This window comes from Streptomyces sp. NPDC015220, from assembly GCF_043079345.1.
GTDB lineage: Bacteria > Actinomycetota > Actinomycetes > Streptomycetales > Streptomycetaceae > Streptomyces.
Genome location: NZ_JBIBUK010000012.1, coordinates 243210 through 259070 on the forward strand (window position 1 = coordinate 243210; position 15861 = coordinate 259070).

Below are 15861 nucleotides of genomic sequence, written 5' to 3' on the forward strand. Positions count from 1 at the left end.
AGTCCTCTGGGTTCTCCGTACGGATGGTCATCACGCCAGCCCTTCGGCGAGCGGGCCCAGCGCCAGGGCCGGGAAGTAGGTGAGACCGGCGATGATCAGGATCGCGCCCACCAGCAGGCCGGCGAACAGGGGCTTCTCGGTGCGCAGGGTGCCCGCGGTGACCGGGACCGGCTTCTGTCCGGCGAGCGAGCCGGCCAGGGCCAGCACGAACACCATCGGCAGGAAGCGGCCGAACAGCATCGCGAGGCCGGTCATGGTGTTGAACCAGTCGGTGTTCGCGTTCAGCCCGGCGAAGGCCGAGCCGTTGTTGTTCGCCGCGGAGGTGAAGGCGTACAGGACTTCGGAGAAGCCGTGCGCGCCGGTGTTCAGCATGGAGTGCGGCGGGGTGGGCAGCGCCATGGACGCCGCCGTGAGGACGAGCACCAGTGCGGGTGTGATCAGGATGTAGACGGCCGCCAGCCTGATCTCACGGGAGCCGATCTTCCTGCCCAGGTACTCGGGGGTCCGGCCGACCATCAGACCGGCGATGAACACCGCGACGACCGCCATGATCAGGATGCCGTAGAGCCCGGAGCCGGTGCCGCCGGGCGCGATCTCGCCCAGCATCATCCCCAGCATCGCGATGCCGCCGCCCAGGCCGGTGAAGGAGGAGTGGGAGGAGTCCACCGCACCGGTCGAGGTCAGCGTCGTCGCCACCGCGAAGATCGACGAGCCGCCGACGCCGAAGCGGACCTCCTTGCCCTCCATGGCGCCGCCCGCCGCCTGCGACGCCGGGCCGTGGTGGGCGAACTCCGTCCACATCATCAGCGCCGTGAAGCCCAGCCAGATGGCGCCCGTCGTGGCGAGGAGCGCGTAGCCCTGCCTCACCGAGCCGACCATCACGCCGAAGGTGCGGGTGAGCGCGAAGGGGATGGCCAGGATCAGGAAGATCTCGAAGAGGTTGGTGAAGGGCGTCGGGTTCTCGAAGGGATGGGCGCTGTTGGCGTTGAAGTAGCCGCCGCCGTTGGTGCCCAGTTCCTTGATGGCCTCCTGGGAGGCGACCGCTCCGCCGTTCCACTGCTGCGCGCCGCCGGCGCCGTGCCCCTGGAGGAACTGGCCGACCTCGTGGATTCCGGAGAAGTTCTGGATCGCGCCGCAGGCGACCAGCACGACCGCGGCGAGCGCGGCGAGCGGGACCAGGACGCGTACGGTGCCGCGCACCAGGTCCGCCCAGAAGTTGCCGATCCCGTCGGTGGGCACGGGGATCCCCGTCCCCCCGTTCGGGCGCAGCCGGGCGCGCAGGGGCGCGAAGCCGCGCACCAGCGCCACGGCGACGGCGATGCCGACGGCCGCGGAGACGAAGTTCTGCACGGCCAGACCGGCGGTCTGCACGACGTGCCCCATGGTCTGCTCACCGGCGTACGACTGCCAGTTGGTGTTCGTCACGAACGAGACGGCGGTGTTGAACGACTGCGCCGGGTCGACCGAGGAGAAGCCGAGCGAGCCGGGCAGGACGCCCTGCAGTCGCTGCATCAGGTAGAGGAGGAGGACGCCGACGGCCGAGAAGGCGAGGACGCCGCGCAGATACGCGGGCCAGCGCATCTCGGTGTCCGGATCGACGCCGATGCCCTGGTAGATCCACTTCTCGACACGCCAGTGCTTGTCGGTGGTGTAGACCCGGGCCATGTAGTCGCCCAGGGGCACGTGGACGAGCGCCAGCGCGCCGGTGAGCGCCAGCAGTTGGAGGAGGGCTGCCAGTTGGGGACCCATAGGGTGTCTCAGAACCTCTCCGGGAAGATCAGGGCGAGGACGAGATAACCCAGCAGGGCGACGGCCACGACCAGGCCGACGACGTTCTCGGCGGTCACAGCTTCGTCACCCCCCGGGCGACGAGGGCCACCAGCGCGAAACCCGCGAGGACGGCGACGACGAAGGCCAGATCGGCCATCGCGAACTCCTGGAGTGAGGTTCGGTCGGATCGGACCATTCGAGGAAACATCCTGGCCGACCGGATCCGGTCACTCGTTGACGGCTCTCATACGAAGGCCCGCACGGCTTTGACGGGTCTCTTACGAATTCTGATCGCAACCCGCGCGGTGAGCCGAGTGCGGGGCTCCCGGCGGCCGCGCCTCCTGACCCGCGGGTCTTCCGGCCCCGTCGCAGCGGGACTCCGCTGACGACCGTTCGCCCGTCAGTCGGTCCCGCCCCGGGGTGGGAACGGGCACGCGCCGGGCGGGGAACCGCCCGGCGCGTGCCACCGGATCGCCTCGGGACGCGGGGCGCGGCCCGGTCAGCCGGTCATCAGGCGGCGCAGGTCCGTGGCGTACTTGCGGACGAGGGCCGCCGACAGGTGCGGGACGTCCCGGGCCGCTCCCACACCGGTCTCGCGGACGGCTGCCCGGAAGCGCTCCGAGGGGACGACCGAGCCGGGCACCGCACGCTCGGGTTCGCGGAAGCCGTGCAGCAGCGGCAGGACCGAGTACTGGCGCTGTGCCTCCGGCAGGGCGCGCAGCGCCGCCTCCAGCCGGACCAGCCAGTCGTCGTACCGCTCGATCCGCTCGATGCCGTGCCCGTCCGCGGCCAGCCAGTCAACGAAGGTGTCCAGGGAGACGCCGTCGTCGTGCGGGTTGACGAGGCTGTAGGTGCGGTGTCCGGAGGTCGCCGTGCCCAGCGCGAGGACGGCGGCGGCGGTGAAGTCGACGGGCAGCCCGTCGTAGTGGGCCCGGGGCGCGCCGTCGCCGTCGGCCCGGTAGAAGGAGCGCGGGGCGAGGCCCGTGGCGAGCACGCTGAACAGCAGCCGGCTGAACATGTCGGGCACGTTGAGCTGGCCGGCGTACCGGCTGTGGGCGAGGATCATGTTGGAGCGGAACACCGTGACCGGCAGGCCGCACTGGTCGTGGGCCTCGCGCAGCAGCACCTCGCCGGCCCACTTGCTCGTCGCGTACCCGCTGGCGTACCCGTCGTCGACGGGCTGCACGGCCAGCGCGGTGCGGACGTCGGAGTCCTCGTCCAGCGGGTCCCCCGGCCGGGCCATGGAGACGGCCACGCTGGAGATGTACGTGACCGGCTTGAGCCGGGTGGTCAGGGCCAGCCGGATCACCTCGGCGGTGCCGACGACGTTCGCCTCGAAGAGGTGGTCGTAGGGCAGCACGTGGTTGACCAGGGCGCCCGCGTGGACGATCAGGTCCACGTCCGCGGCCAGCCGTTCCCAGTCCGCCGCGTCCAGGCCGAGTCCGGGCTCGGCGATGTCGCCGGCCAGGACCTCCAGGTGGTCCGCGGCCGACTCCTCGAAGGTGTGCGTCAGTTCGGGGTCGTCGGTGCCGAACGCGTCGGTCAGCCGGCGGCGGGCCGCCGCCGCGTCCCGGCCGCGGACCACGACGGTCAGCCGTCCGCCCTCGCCGGCCAGCCGCCGCAGCCACTCCAGGGTGAGGAAGCGCCCCAGGTATCCGCCGGCGCCGGTCAGCAGCACATGGCGCGGCTGGCCGGCGGGCCGCGGCAGCTCCCGGGCGCCGGCCGTCAGGCGCGCGTCCAGGAACCGGTCGAGGGTGAGGTCCTTGGCGTGCACCTCGGTGACGCCGGCGCCGTGCACCGACGCGAAGGTCGGCCGGGTCGCGGCGGCGGCGCGCTTGGCCTCGACGTAGGCGGCGAGCTGCCGCAGGTCGTGCGCGGGGCTGATGATGACGTCGACCGGCACCCGGACGCCGAAGGTGTCCTGGAGCAGATCGGAGAGCGACACGGCGGACAGCGAGTCGCCGCCGAGGTCCCGGAAGTGCGCCTCGGGTGCCACATCGGCCGAGGTGCCGGCGAGCACCGCCCGCGCCGCCCGCTGGACGGTCTCCAGCGCCGGCCGGCCGGCGCCGGTGCGGCGCACCTCGTTCAGTTCGCCGGTCTCGCGGGCGGCGATGTCGGCGTACAGCTTTTCCAGGCGTTCGCCGTAGCGCTCCACGAGCTTGGGCCACAGCAGCTTGCGGTGGTCGGAGAGCAGCCCGTTCGCCTGGCTGAACGGCTCGGTCTCCAGGAGCAGGCCCCGGGGTATCTCGTAGGAGTTCAGGCCGCGTTCGCGCGCGATCCGCTGGAAGGAGGCGCCGAGGAGCCGTTCGAGCCGCGCGGGGTCGTCGCCGTGCCGGGCCAGGGCGTCCTCGGTGGGGACGACCACGGCGAGCAGATAGGAGCGCTCGCTGTTGCCGTGGACGAAGACCTGCCGGACCAGCGGGGCGGCGGCGAGGACCGCCTCCAGCCGGGCGGTGGCCACGAACTCGCCCTGGGAGAGCTTCAGTACGCTCTTGCGGCGGTCCACGACGGCTATCCGGTCCGGCCCGAGCTCGGCGACGATGTCACCGGTCCGGTAGTAGCCGTCCGCGTCGAAGAGTTCCGCCGTCTGCTCCGGCTGCCGGTAGTAACCGGGGACGACGGCGTCGGACTTGAGCAGCAACTCGCCCCGCGGGTGCGGGGTGTCGGTGCGGAAGTAGCCCAGCTCGGGCACGTCGGCCAGCTTGTAGTCGGTCACCGGCGGGCGCAGCAGCTCGCCGTCGACGGAGATCCCCGCGGCCTCCGTCGATCCGTAGACGTTGTGCAGCGGGATGCCGAGCAGGGACTCGGTGAACTCGGTCAGTTCGGCGGAGAGCGGGGCGGAGCTGTTGCTGGCCCAGGTGACACGGCCGCCGAGGACGTCCTGGCGCAGCCGGTGGAGCACCTCGGCCGCGGCGGCCTCGGCGGTCGCGCCCTCGTCCACCCGTCGGCCCAGCTCGCTCTGGTAGCGCTGGTGGAGCAGTTCGCACACGCGTGGCACCAGGGACAGCTCGGTGGGCCGGACGAGCGCGATGTCCTCGAGGAACGTCGACAGGTCGCTGGACGCGGTGAAGTAGCTGGCGCCGCCGCGCACCAGTGCGTTCTTCAGCGAGGAGTGGCCGGCGACATGGCTCATCGGCATGTAGTTGATGGTGACGACGTCGGTGCCGGCGAACAGCTTGGACCAGGCGCCGCCCCACATCGCCCGGGCCAGCCGCTCGGTGTACATGGCGCCCTTGGGGGTGCCGGTGCTGCCGGAGGTGTAGATGAGCATGGCGAGCGGGTCCTCGTCCTCGCCGGGGGTGTACAGCGGGGCGCGGGGCAGGGACCGGGCACGGTCGAGCACGTCCGGCAGGGCGATGACGTCGACGTCCCGGCCGGCCCGGGCGAGCCGGTCGCACACCTCGGAGAAACGTGTGGCCTGATCGTCGGCGACGGGATGGTGGTCGAAGACGACGAGTCGCCGCACCGACGGCGTCCGCAGCACCAGCTCGGCCCCCTCGGCCAGCCGCTCGGTGCTCGCGGCGATCAGGGCGGGCTCGGCCTCGGCGACGATGGCCGCGAGCTGGTCGACGGGCGCGCTGGTCTGCAACGGCACGGTGACCGCGCCGAGATGGACGCAGGCGAGGTCGAGGGTGGCGTAGTCGCGGCTGGTGAAGCCGAGCAGGGCCACGCGGTCGCCGGGACTCAGCGGACGCTCGGGGTGGTGGCGCCATTCGCTCGCCACCGCGCGGATCCGGTCCCACAGCTCGCGGTAGGTGGTGGTCTCGTAACGGGGCAGCAGCCGCGCCGAGACGGACCCGGTCCGGGCGTCGCGCACGAACTCCCTCGCGCGCTCGCCGACGGCGGGCCGGTCCGCATGGCGCTCAAAGACGTCTTCCATGACTTGCGCGAGTCGCAATGTGGTCTCCGCGTCGCATAGGTGGTCGGACGGGTGTCGTGGGACGGGGCAGGGGTGGAGGAGTGGAGGAGTGGCGAGAGAGGGGACGCGCAGCGCAGTGACGGGCGGCGCCGGACCGCTGGGGGCGGGCGCACGCCGACCGGGAACCCTGGCCCGATGCTAAGCGGATCGCGACGGGCGCCGGGAGAAAGCTGGTGAGGGTCTGTCAGGTCCGCCTGACAGTGGGGGATCTCGGGACCGGGCGCCGGGCGCGTGTGCGGGTGGGCGTCGTCCGCCGGGGGATGCCGTGCGCCGACAACCGGGCGGGCGGGCTGCCGGACCGGGCCGGAGGCGGCGGCCGGCGGGGCGGCGGGGCGGCGGCCGGCGGGGCGGCGGGGCGGCGGGGCGGCGGGGCGGAAGTGTGCGGGCTCCGCGCGAGGGTGGGTGTGCGGAGCCCGCCGATGGGTGCGGGGCGCCGGGTGGTCTATGCGGCGGTGAGGGGTTCGAGGGCGTAGGCGCGGTGCAGGAGGTCGAGGAAGGCGGGGGCCTCGGGCAGCTCGACGCCGTCGACGCGGTGCACCGCGACCCCGGGGGTCCAGGAGTTCAGTACGGCGCAGCCGGCCATCGCGGGCAGGTCGTCCAGGGTGATCTCCGCCTCGCGCTGCGGGATGCCCAGGCCGGTCAGCTGCCTTCGGACGATGCCCATGGTGACCCCGCTCAGCATCTCGGCGGCCGGCCAGACCACGGTAGAGCCGTCCCAGAAGGCGAGGTTCCAGATGGACCCCTCGGTCAGCCGCCCGTGGCGGTCGACGAAGACGGCGTCGTCGCAGCCGCGTGCGGCGGCCTGCCGTACGAAGTACGTCTTGGCCGGTTCGCCGACGTGCTTGACGGACGGCATGAAGCGTTCGTGCGCCACCGCCGCGAGGGCCAGCGGTCCCTCGGGACCCGTCGCGGGCGGGGCCGTGCGGACGAGCACGGCCGGGGCGGTGTCGGGGCCGGCGGCGGTGAACTCGCCGGCCGGGGGGTAGCACGTGGCCATGAGCGAGAGGTCGGCCGGCGCATCCTTCAGCGCCGTGCGCAACTGGGTCAGCACCTGCTCGTCGGGCAGGGCACGGCCGAAGAGCTCCAGCGAGCCACGGCGCAGCCGCTCCAGGTGGAGGTCGAGTCCGCGGATCCGGCCGTCGCGCACCTGCATGGCCGTGAAGTGCGCGTATCCCATGAACGCGAGCGGAACGAGATCCGCGAGGGCGGGTGTCTCGCCGTTGTGCCACACGAGGTGGCGGTCGGTCGGGTGTGTCATATCCGGAGAACGACCGGTTTTCCGGACGGACACGGCGAAATGTCGCGGCAGAGACGTCGACTGACGGGTGATCAGTCGAATGTCATCCGCCCGTCACGCGCCCTTCGCCTGCCGTTCGAAGCCGTCGAGCAGCACCTCGAGCCCGGCCGCGAAGTCGTCCTCGGTGGGCCGGATCGGCGACTGCTCGGACTCGTCGCCGCCGGGGAGCAGCTGGTGCGCCACGCGCTGGATGGAGGCGCCCTGGACGTACGACCAGACGGTCAGCGTGAGCGTACGGGCCAGCTCGGGCTCGTCCGTGAGGTCGGCGAGCGCGTCCACCATCCAGTCCAGACACGCGGTGTCGGTGAAGTGCCGGGCGGAGGCCTGGGTGACCAGGGTCCACGGATGTTTCCGGTAGACCTCCCGGTCGAGTTCGACCGCGAGCCGCACCGCGTCGCGCCAGTGCGCTGGGGCGGGGGTCGGATAGGGATGCTCCTCGCAGACCGCGCGGGTGATCGCGGTGAGCAGTTCGTCCTTGTTGGCGATGTGCCGGTACAGGGACATCACACCCGAGTCGAGGTCGTTCGCGAGCCGGCGCATCGAGAGCGCCGCGATGCCCTCGGCGTCGGCGATGCGAATCGCGGCGCCGATGATGGAACGTCGGGTGAGCCCTGTCGAACTCGCCTGCCTGCCTTGCGTCTTGATGGCCATGCTGTAGTCTAACCAGCGACATGGGTACACTGTACGCATCATCATGCGTACGATGTACGCACCACTTTCCGCGTACGACGCGCGTACTTCCGTGGCGTGCGACGGCCACCGTTTCCCCGTCTGCACCAGGTACGCCGACCGCGCCCTTTCGCGTACATCGTACGCACCCGATGACGAACGTGACCACTGCTGCGTGAACAACTCCGCACCTTCCCCCGAAAGGTTGCCCGTGACTTCCCTGGACTTAGTCGCGGAGCGTGCCGACCGGCGCGCCTGGCTGGGCCTGCTCATCGTGCTCGGCCCGGTCGCCCTCGTCGCGATGGACGGCTCCGTGCTCTACCTCGCGATGCCGAGCATCACCTCCGCGATCACCCCCACCACGGACCAGGCGCTGTGGATCCTCGACATCTACGGCTTCGTGGTGTCGTCGCTGCTCATCGCGTTCGGCAACCTCGGTGACCGGTACGGCCGGCTCAGGTTCCTGCTGGCGGGCGCGACCGTGTTCGGCGCCGGTTCGGTGGGTGCGGCGCTCTCCCCCAACCCCGAGATCCTCATCCTGTGCCGCGCTCTCATGGGGCTCGGCGGCGCGACCCTGCTGCCCTCCGGGCTCGCGATCATCAGCAACCTCTTCCGCGACCCCAAGCAGCGGGCGCAGGCCATCGGCGTCTTCGCGGCGACCTTCGCCGCCGGATTCGCGGTCGGGCCCATCATCGGCGGCCTGCTGCTCAACCGCTTCTCCTGGGGTTCGGTCTTCCTGATCAACATCCCGGTCGTCGTGCTGTTCCTGCTCTTCGCGCCCGCCCTGCTGAAGGAGGTGCGCGAGCCGAGTGCCGGCCGGGTGGACGCGCTCAGCGTGCTGCTGTCCGCGGTCGGCATCCTGCTGACCGTCTACTCCGTCAAGTCGGCCGCGGCGTCCGGCCTCTCCGCCACCCAGCTCGCCGTGGGCGCCGTCGGGCTGGTGATCGTGGCGCTGTTCGTGCGCAGACAGTTCACCCTGCCGCAACCCCTGCTCGACCTGCGGCTCTTCCGCGACCGGGTGTTCACCGTCGCGATCCTCACCGGCCTGCTCTCCCTGGTGGCCTGGGCCGCCGCCGGCTATCTCAGCGGCGTCTACCTCCAGTCGGTCCTCGGCCACAGCGTGCTGAGCGCGGCGTTGCTGGCGGTTCCCGGCGCCGTCGTGCTCACCGCGACCTGTGTCGGCACCAGCGCGATCGTCGACCGCGTGGGCAAGCGCGCGGCCCTCATCGCCTCGCACTTCGCGATGGGCGTGGGCCTGCTGCTGATGCTGCTCACCGGCGTCCTCGGCGGGGTGACGGCGTTCATCGCCTCCACGATGATCGCGGGCATCGGCTACGGCCTGTCCTTCAGCCTCGTCGCGGAGACCGCCGTCGCCGCGGTCCCGGCCGAACGCGCCGGTTCGGCGGCGTCGCTCGCCGAGATGAGCAACGAGCTCGGCAACGCGCTCGGCATCTCACTGCTGGGTTCCCTGGCCGCCGTCTGCTTCCGGCTCCTCGGACCGGACCTCGCCGGCACCCTGCCCGAGACCCTGGAGCGGCCCGGCGTCTCCGCGGCGGCGGTCGAGGACGCCAAGGACGCCTTCGTCTCCGGCATGCACGTGGCCGTCGCCGTGGCGAGCCTGCTCTCGCTGGGCCTCGGCTGGCTCGCGGTGCGCTGGGTGCCACGGGAGGAGGCGCCGGCCGAATAGGCGCCTCGCCGGCCTGGCTCCGGGGAGCGGCGCCGCACCGCCCTCCGGAGCCAGGGCCCGGGTCCCCGCCCCTGGGCCGGGCCCCCTCCCGGCGGACGCCACCCGCGGGCCGGCCCCGCCACGGCGGACCGGCCGACGCCGGAGGGCACCTGGCACTGACGCGATTGATTCTTGACCGGTGCTTGGCGCCGCCTTTACCCGAGGACGACTTGACACTCTCGCTCCGTACAGTGGCCATCACTTTACGCGACCGTTACAGTCGGCAGGGCCGTCGCAGGAGTGAAGTCCCGACGGTTCATGGAGGTGGGGGATGACATCGCAGGCCGGGCGCGCGGCTCCCGGACAAGGGTCGACCGGGACACCGACGCCGAGCACCGGGTGGGCCGCTCGATGTTCCCGTCCACCGCGCTGACTCCCCGAGTCGCCACGCCCCGCACCCGAGTGCCCGTATCGACGTCCGCGCTCGCGTGCGCGTTCTGCGCGTCCTTCCACGTCTTCCCAGGAGACCCATGACCTACGTCGACCTGCGCCCCGGGACCATCGAGCGAGCGGTCTTCCCCCCGGCCCCGGCGCACCCCCGCGAGACGACCCTCGCCGACCTGTCCCCCCGGCTGTTCGCCTCCCTGACCCGGAGCGACCAGCACCGGAAGGCCCTCTACTACTTACGCGGACTGCTTCAGGCCGAGGGACGGAAGTCCATCCGTGCCATCGCCGCGCTGTTCGGCGACGACGTGTCCGAACAGAACCTGCACCACTTCGTGTCCTCCTCCACCTGGGACTGGGTACCCATGCGGCGGGCTCTCGCGGACCATCTGACGACCGTCTCGCAGCCGCAGGCCTGGGTGGCCCGGCTCATGATCATCCCGAAGTCCGGGCAGCATTCCGTGGGCGTGGACCGGCATTTCTTCCCCGGCCTCGGCCAGGTGCTCAACGCGCAGCGGGCGGTCGGTGTGTGGGCCGCGTCCGAGGACGTGACCGTGCCGGTCAACTGGCGGCTGCACCTGCCCCGGGCCTGGCTCAAGGACCACCGCCGGCGCAGCCAGGTCGCGATACCGGACGGCGCCGGACCGGAGACCCTGACCGAATGCCTGGGCGGGGTCTGCTCCGAGACCGCCCTGAACTGGAACCTTCCCGTGCGGCCGCTCGTCGTGGACACCAGCGAGGTGCACTCGGCCACGCTCTTCCAGGAGTTCGCCGACTCGGGCGTCCCGCTGCTGGTGCGGGCCGACGGCGAGCTGCGCCTGACCGTCACCGATCCCCTGCTGCCCGCCGGCGGGGGCCAGGTGCTGCCGGCGGGCCGGATCATGGAGGCGGCCCGAAGCCTGCGGCGGCCCGCCTCCTGGACCGGCTCCCGCCCGGACACCGCCCGCCACACCCACCTGGTCGCGACCGTCCGGGTGTCCCTGCCCGTCCCGGGCGGGCGGGCGGCGGGCGGCGGCGAACTGGCCCTGCTGGGGGTGGAGGACGCGCGTGGGCGCGACCGGACCCAGTTGTGGCTGACCAACATGACCGCCGCGCAACCCGCGCTGCTGGCCCGGCTGAGCAAGCTCGCCGAGAAGGTCGACACGGACTTCGCGGAGATCTCCGAGGGGGTGGGCATGCGCGACTTCACGGGGCGGTCCTTCGGCGGCTGGCACCGGCACGTCACCCTCGCCTCGGCCGCCCACGCGATCGTCGCCCTGTCGGGGCGCTCCCGCTAGTGCTGTGACCGGGAAGGTTCGCCGGAAGCTCGCGGCGTCCGGTCACGGCACGGGCTTCCCGGCCCGTTACCCACTCCCGCTGCAACCCCGCCCTCCCCCGTCCATCGCCCCCTTTCCCACCCTGATTTCCGTCCCGCTTCCCCTTCCCGTTTCCAGTCGTTTCCCGCCCTCTTCTCCCCGAGGCAGGCGGCCGCGCCGGCCGCCTGCCTTCTTCCGCCTTCTTCCGCTTTCCCCGGCGCACATCGACGGACCTGACGGACTGCCGGGCACCTGACACATCACGGCGGAAATCATTGGCAGCCCTTTGGCACCCGGACATGATCTGTCGTGCCGACGAAATGAGTCGGCCTTTGGGCGGGGGTTCGAATGCGGCGCTGCGGCCGCTTTTTCCTCCTTCTCTCCTTTCCCCGTCCACCGCTCTTGATTCCACGTGAATGGAACATGGCGCGAAGACTGTGCCCAACCGGCCATCCGTGATCGGAGAAACAGTGGACGACGTGCTGCTCGACCTCAACTACGAGACGGCCCTCCAGCAACCGCCGTGGGAGGACACCGCCCGGGTGGCGGAAGTCCGTGCGGAACTCGCCCGACGGCCCGCGCTGGTGGAGCCCCGGGACGTGGACCGGTTGCACACCCTGCTCGCCCGGGTGGCGGCCGGCGAAGCCCATGTGATGCAGGCGGGCGACTGCGCCGAGGACCCCGCGGAGAGCACCGCAGACCACGTGGCGCGCAAGGCGGGCCTGCTCAACATGCTCGCCGGCGCCCTGGAGATGGAGAGCGGCCGGCCGGTGGTGCGCGTCGGACGGATCGCCGGCCAGTACGGCAAGCCCCGCTCGCAGTCCTTCGAACGCGTCGGCGCCCTGGAACTCCCCTCCTACCGCGGGCACATGGTCAACAGCCCACTGCCCGACCCGGAGCTGCGCAGACCCGAACCGCTGCGCATCCTGACGGGCTACGACGCCGCGCACACGGTGATGGGCCACCTCGGCTGGCACGGCCCGCACAGCGGCGCCCCGATCGGCGCCCCCGTGTGGACCAGCCACGAGGCCCTGCTGCTGGACTACGAGGTGCCCATGGTGCGCCGGCACGAGGACGGGCGTCCACTGCTCACCTCCACGCACTGGCCCTGGATCGGGGAGCGGACCCGGCAGGTCGACGGCGCGCACGTCACCCTGCTCGCCGCCGTCGCCAACCCGGTGGCCTGCAAGGTGGGTCCCACGATGACCGCCGGGGACCTGCTGGCGCTGTGCGAGCGGCTCGATCCCGCGCGTGTGCCGGGCCGGCTGACGCTGATCGCCCGGATGGGCGCCGGCACGGTCACCGAGCGGCTGCCCGGCCTGGTCGCCGCGGTCCGCGCCGCCGGGCATCCGGTGATCTGGCTGAGCGACCCCATGCACGGCAACACCGTCACCGCTCCCGGCGGACTGAAGACCCGTCTGGTACGCACCGTCGCGACGGAGATCGAGGGTTTCCGGGCCGCGGTCGTGGCCGGGGGCGGCACACCCGGCGGCCTGCACCTGGAGACCACCCCCGACGACGTCAGCGAGTGCGTCGCCGACGAGTCCGCGCTGGACGCGGTCGGCACGGCGTACGCCAGCTTCTGCGACCCGCGGCTCAATCCGGCCCAGGCCCTCGCGGCGGTCGGCGCCTGGTCGGTGAGCCGGGAGCCGGTCTCCCCCGTCGCCGCCTGACCACGCCCCCCGAGGCCCCGCCGCCGCGCCGGCACCCCCCAGGAGACCCTAGAAAGGAACGCCATGGCGGGCATACCCCCCATCGAGCCCTACTCGCTGCCCTCGGCCAACGACCTGCCCGACAACATCGCGCACTGGACCGTGGACCCCGCCCGGGCGGCCCTGCTCGTCCACGACATGCAGCGCTACTTCCTGCGCCCGTTCCCGGAGACGGTCCGCGGCCCGCTCGTGGACAACGCCGCCCGGCTGCGCCGCCGGGCCGCCGAGCTGGGCCTGCCGGTCGCGTACACCGCGCAGCCGGGCGGCATGACCGAGGAGGAGCGCGGTCTGCTGAAGGACTTCTGGGGCCCGGGCATGCGCGTCGACCCCGCCGACCGCGAGGTGGTGGAAGCGCTCGCGCCGACCCCCGGCGACGCGGTCTTCACCAAATGGCGCTACAGCGCCTTCTTCCGCTCCGGACTGCTGGACTGGCTGCGCCGGCACGGCCGCGACCAGCTCGTCGTGTGCGGTGTGTACGCGCACGTCGGGGTGCTGATGACCACGGTCGAGGCGTTCACCCACGACATCCAGCCGTTCCTGGTGGCGGACGCGGTCGCGGACTTCTCCGCCGCCCACCACCGGCTCGCCGTGGAGTACGCGGCCCAGCGCTGCGCGACGGTCACCACCACCGACACGGTCCTCGCCGCCCTGTCCCCGGCCGCCGCGCCCGCCTCCGCCGGAACCGGCCGGGCGGCCGACGTCCGCGAGGTGACCGTATGACCGGGCGGACGACGGACGCGGCCCGGCCGGACGCCTTTGCCGGGGACCTGCTGGACCGGGTGCTGGCGCCCCGGCCGCCGGCGTTCGCGCTGGTGCACCGGCCCGAGGCGACCGGCCCCGCCACCCTCGACCTGCTGGTCGGCGACGTCTCCGCCCCCGCCACCCTCGCCGACCTCCCCGTCCCGGCGCGACCGCCGGCCGCCGGCGCCGCCCCGCACCAGGTGCTGGCGCTGATCCCGTACCGACAGATCGGCGAACGCGGCTTCGCCCACGCGGACGACGGCGAACCGCTCCTCGCGATGAGCGTCACCGGGCAGGAACGGCTGCCGGTGGCCCAGGTGCTGGAGCGGCTGCCCGACGAGCCCATCACACTGACCGGCGAGCACTTCGACATCGCCGACGACGACTACGCCGACATCGTCCGCCGGGTCATCACGGACGAGATCGGCACCGGCGAGGGCGCCAACTTCGTCATCAAGCGCTCCTTCGTCGCCGACATCACCGACTACAGTCACAGCAGCGCGCTGTCCCTCTTCCGGCGGCTGCTGCGCGGAGAGTCGGGCGCCTACTGGACGTTCGTCGTGCACACCGGCGAGCGCACACTGGTCGGCGCCAGCCCCGAGCGGCACGTCAGTCTCACCGGCGGGACGGCCGTCATGAACCCGATCAGCGGCACCTACCGCTATCCGGCCACCGGCCCCACCCTGCCCGGCGTCCTGGACTTCCTCGCCGACCGCAAGGAGGCCGACGAGCTGTACATGGTCGTCGACGAAGAGCTGAAGATGATGGCCCGGATCTGCCAGGACGGCGGCCGGGTGGTGGGCCCGCAGCTGAAGGAGATGGCCCGGCTCGCGCACACCGAGTACTTCGTCGAGGGCCACAGCTCCCTCGACCCGCGGCTGGTCCTGCGCGAGTCCCTGTTCGCCCCCACGGTCACCGGCAGTCCGCTGGAGAGTGCCTGCCGGGTCATCAGCCGCTACGAACCGCACGGACGCGGCTACTACAGCGGCGTCCTCGCCCTCATCGGACGGGACACGGCCGGGGCGCCCGCCCTGGACTCCTCCATCCTCATCCGCACCGCCGACATCGACGCCGGGGGCCGGCTGCGGATCGGCGTCGGCGCCACACTCGTGCGCCACTCCGACCCCGCCTCCGAGGTCGCCGAGACCCGGGCGAAGGCGGCCGGCCTGCTCGCCGCCCTCCGCTCCGGCACCGGCCGCGCCGGGGACACGGCGAACGGGAACGCCGGGCCGGGCGGCGCGGGGAGGCCCGAGCCGCGGTTCGCCGCGCACCCGGAGGTCCGGGCGGTGCTGGAGCGGCGCAACGCGACGCTCGCCGGGTTCTGGCTGGCGAAGGCCACCGCCCGCGAGCACCCGCTGCCGGAGCTGGCCGGCCGCACCGCGCTGGTGGTGGACGCCGAGGACACCTTCACCTGGATGCTCGACCACCAACTGCGCGCCCTGGGCCTCACCGTGACGGTCCGCCGCTTCGACGAGCCCTACTCCCCCGCCCGGCACGACCTCGTCGTCATGGGCCCCGGCCCCGGCGACCCCCGGGAGACGGACGATCCGAAGATCGCCCATCTGCACGACGCGATCGGCCGGCTGCTCGACGGGCGCCGCCCGTTCCTCGCCGTCTGTCTCAGCCACCAGGTGCTCAGCACCCGGCTGGGCCTGCCGCTGGTCCGCCGGGACGTCCCCAACCAGGGCGTCCAGCGCGAGATCGACTTCTTCGGCGGACGGGAACGCGTCGGCTTCTACAACACGTTCGCGGCCCGCAGCACCACGGACGAGTTCCACCTCGCCGGCGTCGGCGCGGTGCGGGCCAGCCGCGACCCCGGCACCGGAGAGGTGCACGCGCTGCGCGGGCCGTACTTCGCCTCCACGCAGTTCCACGCGGAGTCGCTGCTCACCGAGGACGGCGTACGTCTCATCGGCGCCCTCGCGGCCGGGGCCGTGGCCGGGCGGACGGCTGCGGCCCGGTGAGCGCGCCACTCGCCGGCCCCGTCCGGAGCACCGGGCGCCCGGGCCGCCCGCGCCCGGCCCGGACCGCCTGTCACCGCCGCCACCGCGTCGCCGTGTCCTGCTCCGTCCTCGGCCGCGCCGCCCCGGACGGCCCGCACCGGGCGGCCGGGACGTTCCCCGGCCTCCGCGGCGAGCCGCGCCGTCGCCTCCCCCGGCATCCGCGCCCGGCCCCACGGCCCCGCCCGACCGAGGAGGGGCACCGTTGAGCGGGTTGCGTTGGCTGACGGCGGGGGAGTCGCACGGACCCGCGCTGGTGGCCACGCTGGAGGGTCTTCCCGCCGGCGTGCCGATCACCACGGAGATGGTGGCGGACCACCTCGCGCGGCGTCGTCTGGGTTACGGCCG

At 72.7% G+C, this 15861-nt stretch carries 12 protein-coding genes; 6 read left to right on the forward strand and 6 right to left on the reverse strand.

Going from position 1 to position 15861, the window contains the following annotated elements:
* Nucleotides 1-30: 30 nt before the first annotated feature.
* The 6 genes from kdpA to ACF061_RS23865 all read right to left on the reverse strand — a co-directional run bounded on the left by kdpA (nt 31) and on the right by ACF061_RS23865 (nt 7637).
* Entirely contained in the window at nt 31-1749 is a 1719-nt protein-coding gene (kdpA, locus tag ACF061_RS23840; RefSeq protein WP_392268967.1) for a potassium-transporting ATPase subunit KdpA, read from the reverse strand.
* A gap of 8 nt (nt 1750-1757) precedes the next feature.
* Complete coding sequence (kdpF, locus tag ACF061_RS23845) at nt 1758-1847, reverse strand: K(+)-transporting ATPase subunit F (protein WP_009326374.1); 90 nt, start codon at nt 1845-1847, stop codon at nt 1758-1760.
* Nucleotides 1844-1966, reverse strand: a complete 123-nt coding sequence (locus ACF061_RS23850; protein ID WP_392268968.1) for a hypothetical protein — start codon at nt 1964-1966, stop codon at nt 1844-1846. Before ACF061_RS23850 ends, kdpF begins: the two co-directional genes overlap by 4 nt.
* Before the next feature lie 303 nt (nt 1967-2269).
* Complete coding sequence (car, locus tag ACF061_RS23855; RefSeq protein ID WP_392268969.1) at nt 2270-5650, reverse strand: carboxylic acid reductase; 3381 nt, start codon at nt 5648-5650, stop codon at nt 2270-2272.
* Nucleotides 5651-6131: 481 nt separating this feature from the next.
* Entirely contained in the window at nt 6132-6947 is an 816-nt protein-coding gene (locus ACF061_RS23860) for an aminotransferase class IV family protein (protein ID WP_392268970.1), read from the reverse strand.
* Between the two features lie 93 nt (nt 6948-7040).
* On the reverse strand, nt 7041-7637 hold the full coding sequence (locus tag ACF061_RS23865) for a TetR/AcrR family transcriptional regulator (protein WP_392268971.1): 597 nt from the start codon (nt 7635-7637) through the stop codon (nt 7041-7043).
* Between the two features lie 319 nt (nt 7638-7956).
* On the opposite strand from ACF061_RS23865, the gene ACF061_RS23870 reads away from it, so the two are divergent.
* From ACF061_RS23870 to ACF061_RS23895, 6 genes are all read left to right on the forward strand, one after another.
* Nucleotides 7957-9342, forward strand: a complete 1386-nt coding sequence (locus ACF061_RS23870) for an MFS transporter (protein ID WP_392268982.1) — start codon at nt 7957-7959, stop codon at nt 9340-9342.
* Between the two features lie 509 nt (nt 9343-9851).
* Nucleotides 9852-11042, forward strand: coding sequence for an IS701 family transposase (locus tag ACF061_RS23875; protein ID WP_392268972.1), 1191 nt, complete (start codon nt 9852-9854; stop codon nt 11040-11042).
* 488 nt (nt 11043-11530) lie between these two features.
* Complete coding sequence (locus tag ACF061_RS23880) at nt 11531-12733, forward strand: 3-deoxy-7-phosphoheptulonate synthase (protein ID WP_392268983.1); 1203 nt, start codon at nt 11531-11533, stop codon at nt 12731-12733.
* Nucleotides 12734-12796: 63 nt separating this feature from the next.
* A complete protein-coding gene (locus tag ACF061_RS23885; protein WP_392268973.1) occupies nt 12797-13492 on the forward strand; it encodes an isochorismatase family protein in 696 nt (231 codons plus the stop codon).
* Nucleotides 13489-15477 (forward strand): anthranilate synthase family protein, encoded by a 1989-nt coding sequence (locus ACF061_RS23890; RefSeq protein ID WP_392268974.1) that lies wholly within the window; start codon nt 13489-13491, stop codon nt 15475-15477. Before ACF061_RS23885 ends, ACF061_RS23890 begins: the two co-directional genes overlap by 4 nt.
* A 241-nt stretch (nt 15478-15718) precedes the next feature.
* The coding region (locus ACF061_RS23895) for a chorismate synthase (protein ID WP_392268984.1) at nt 15719-15861 on the forward strand (143 nt) is incomplete at its 3' end.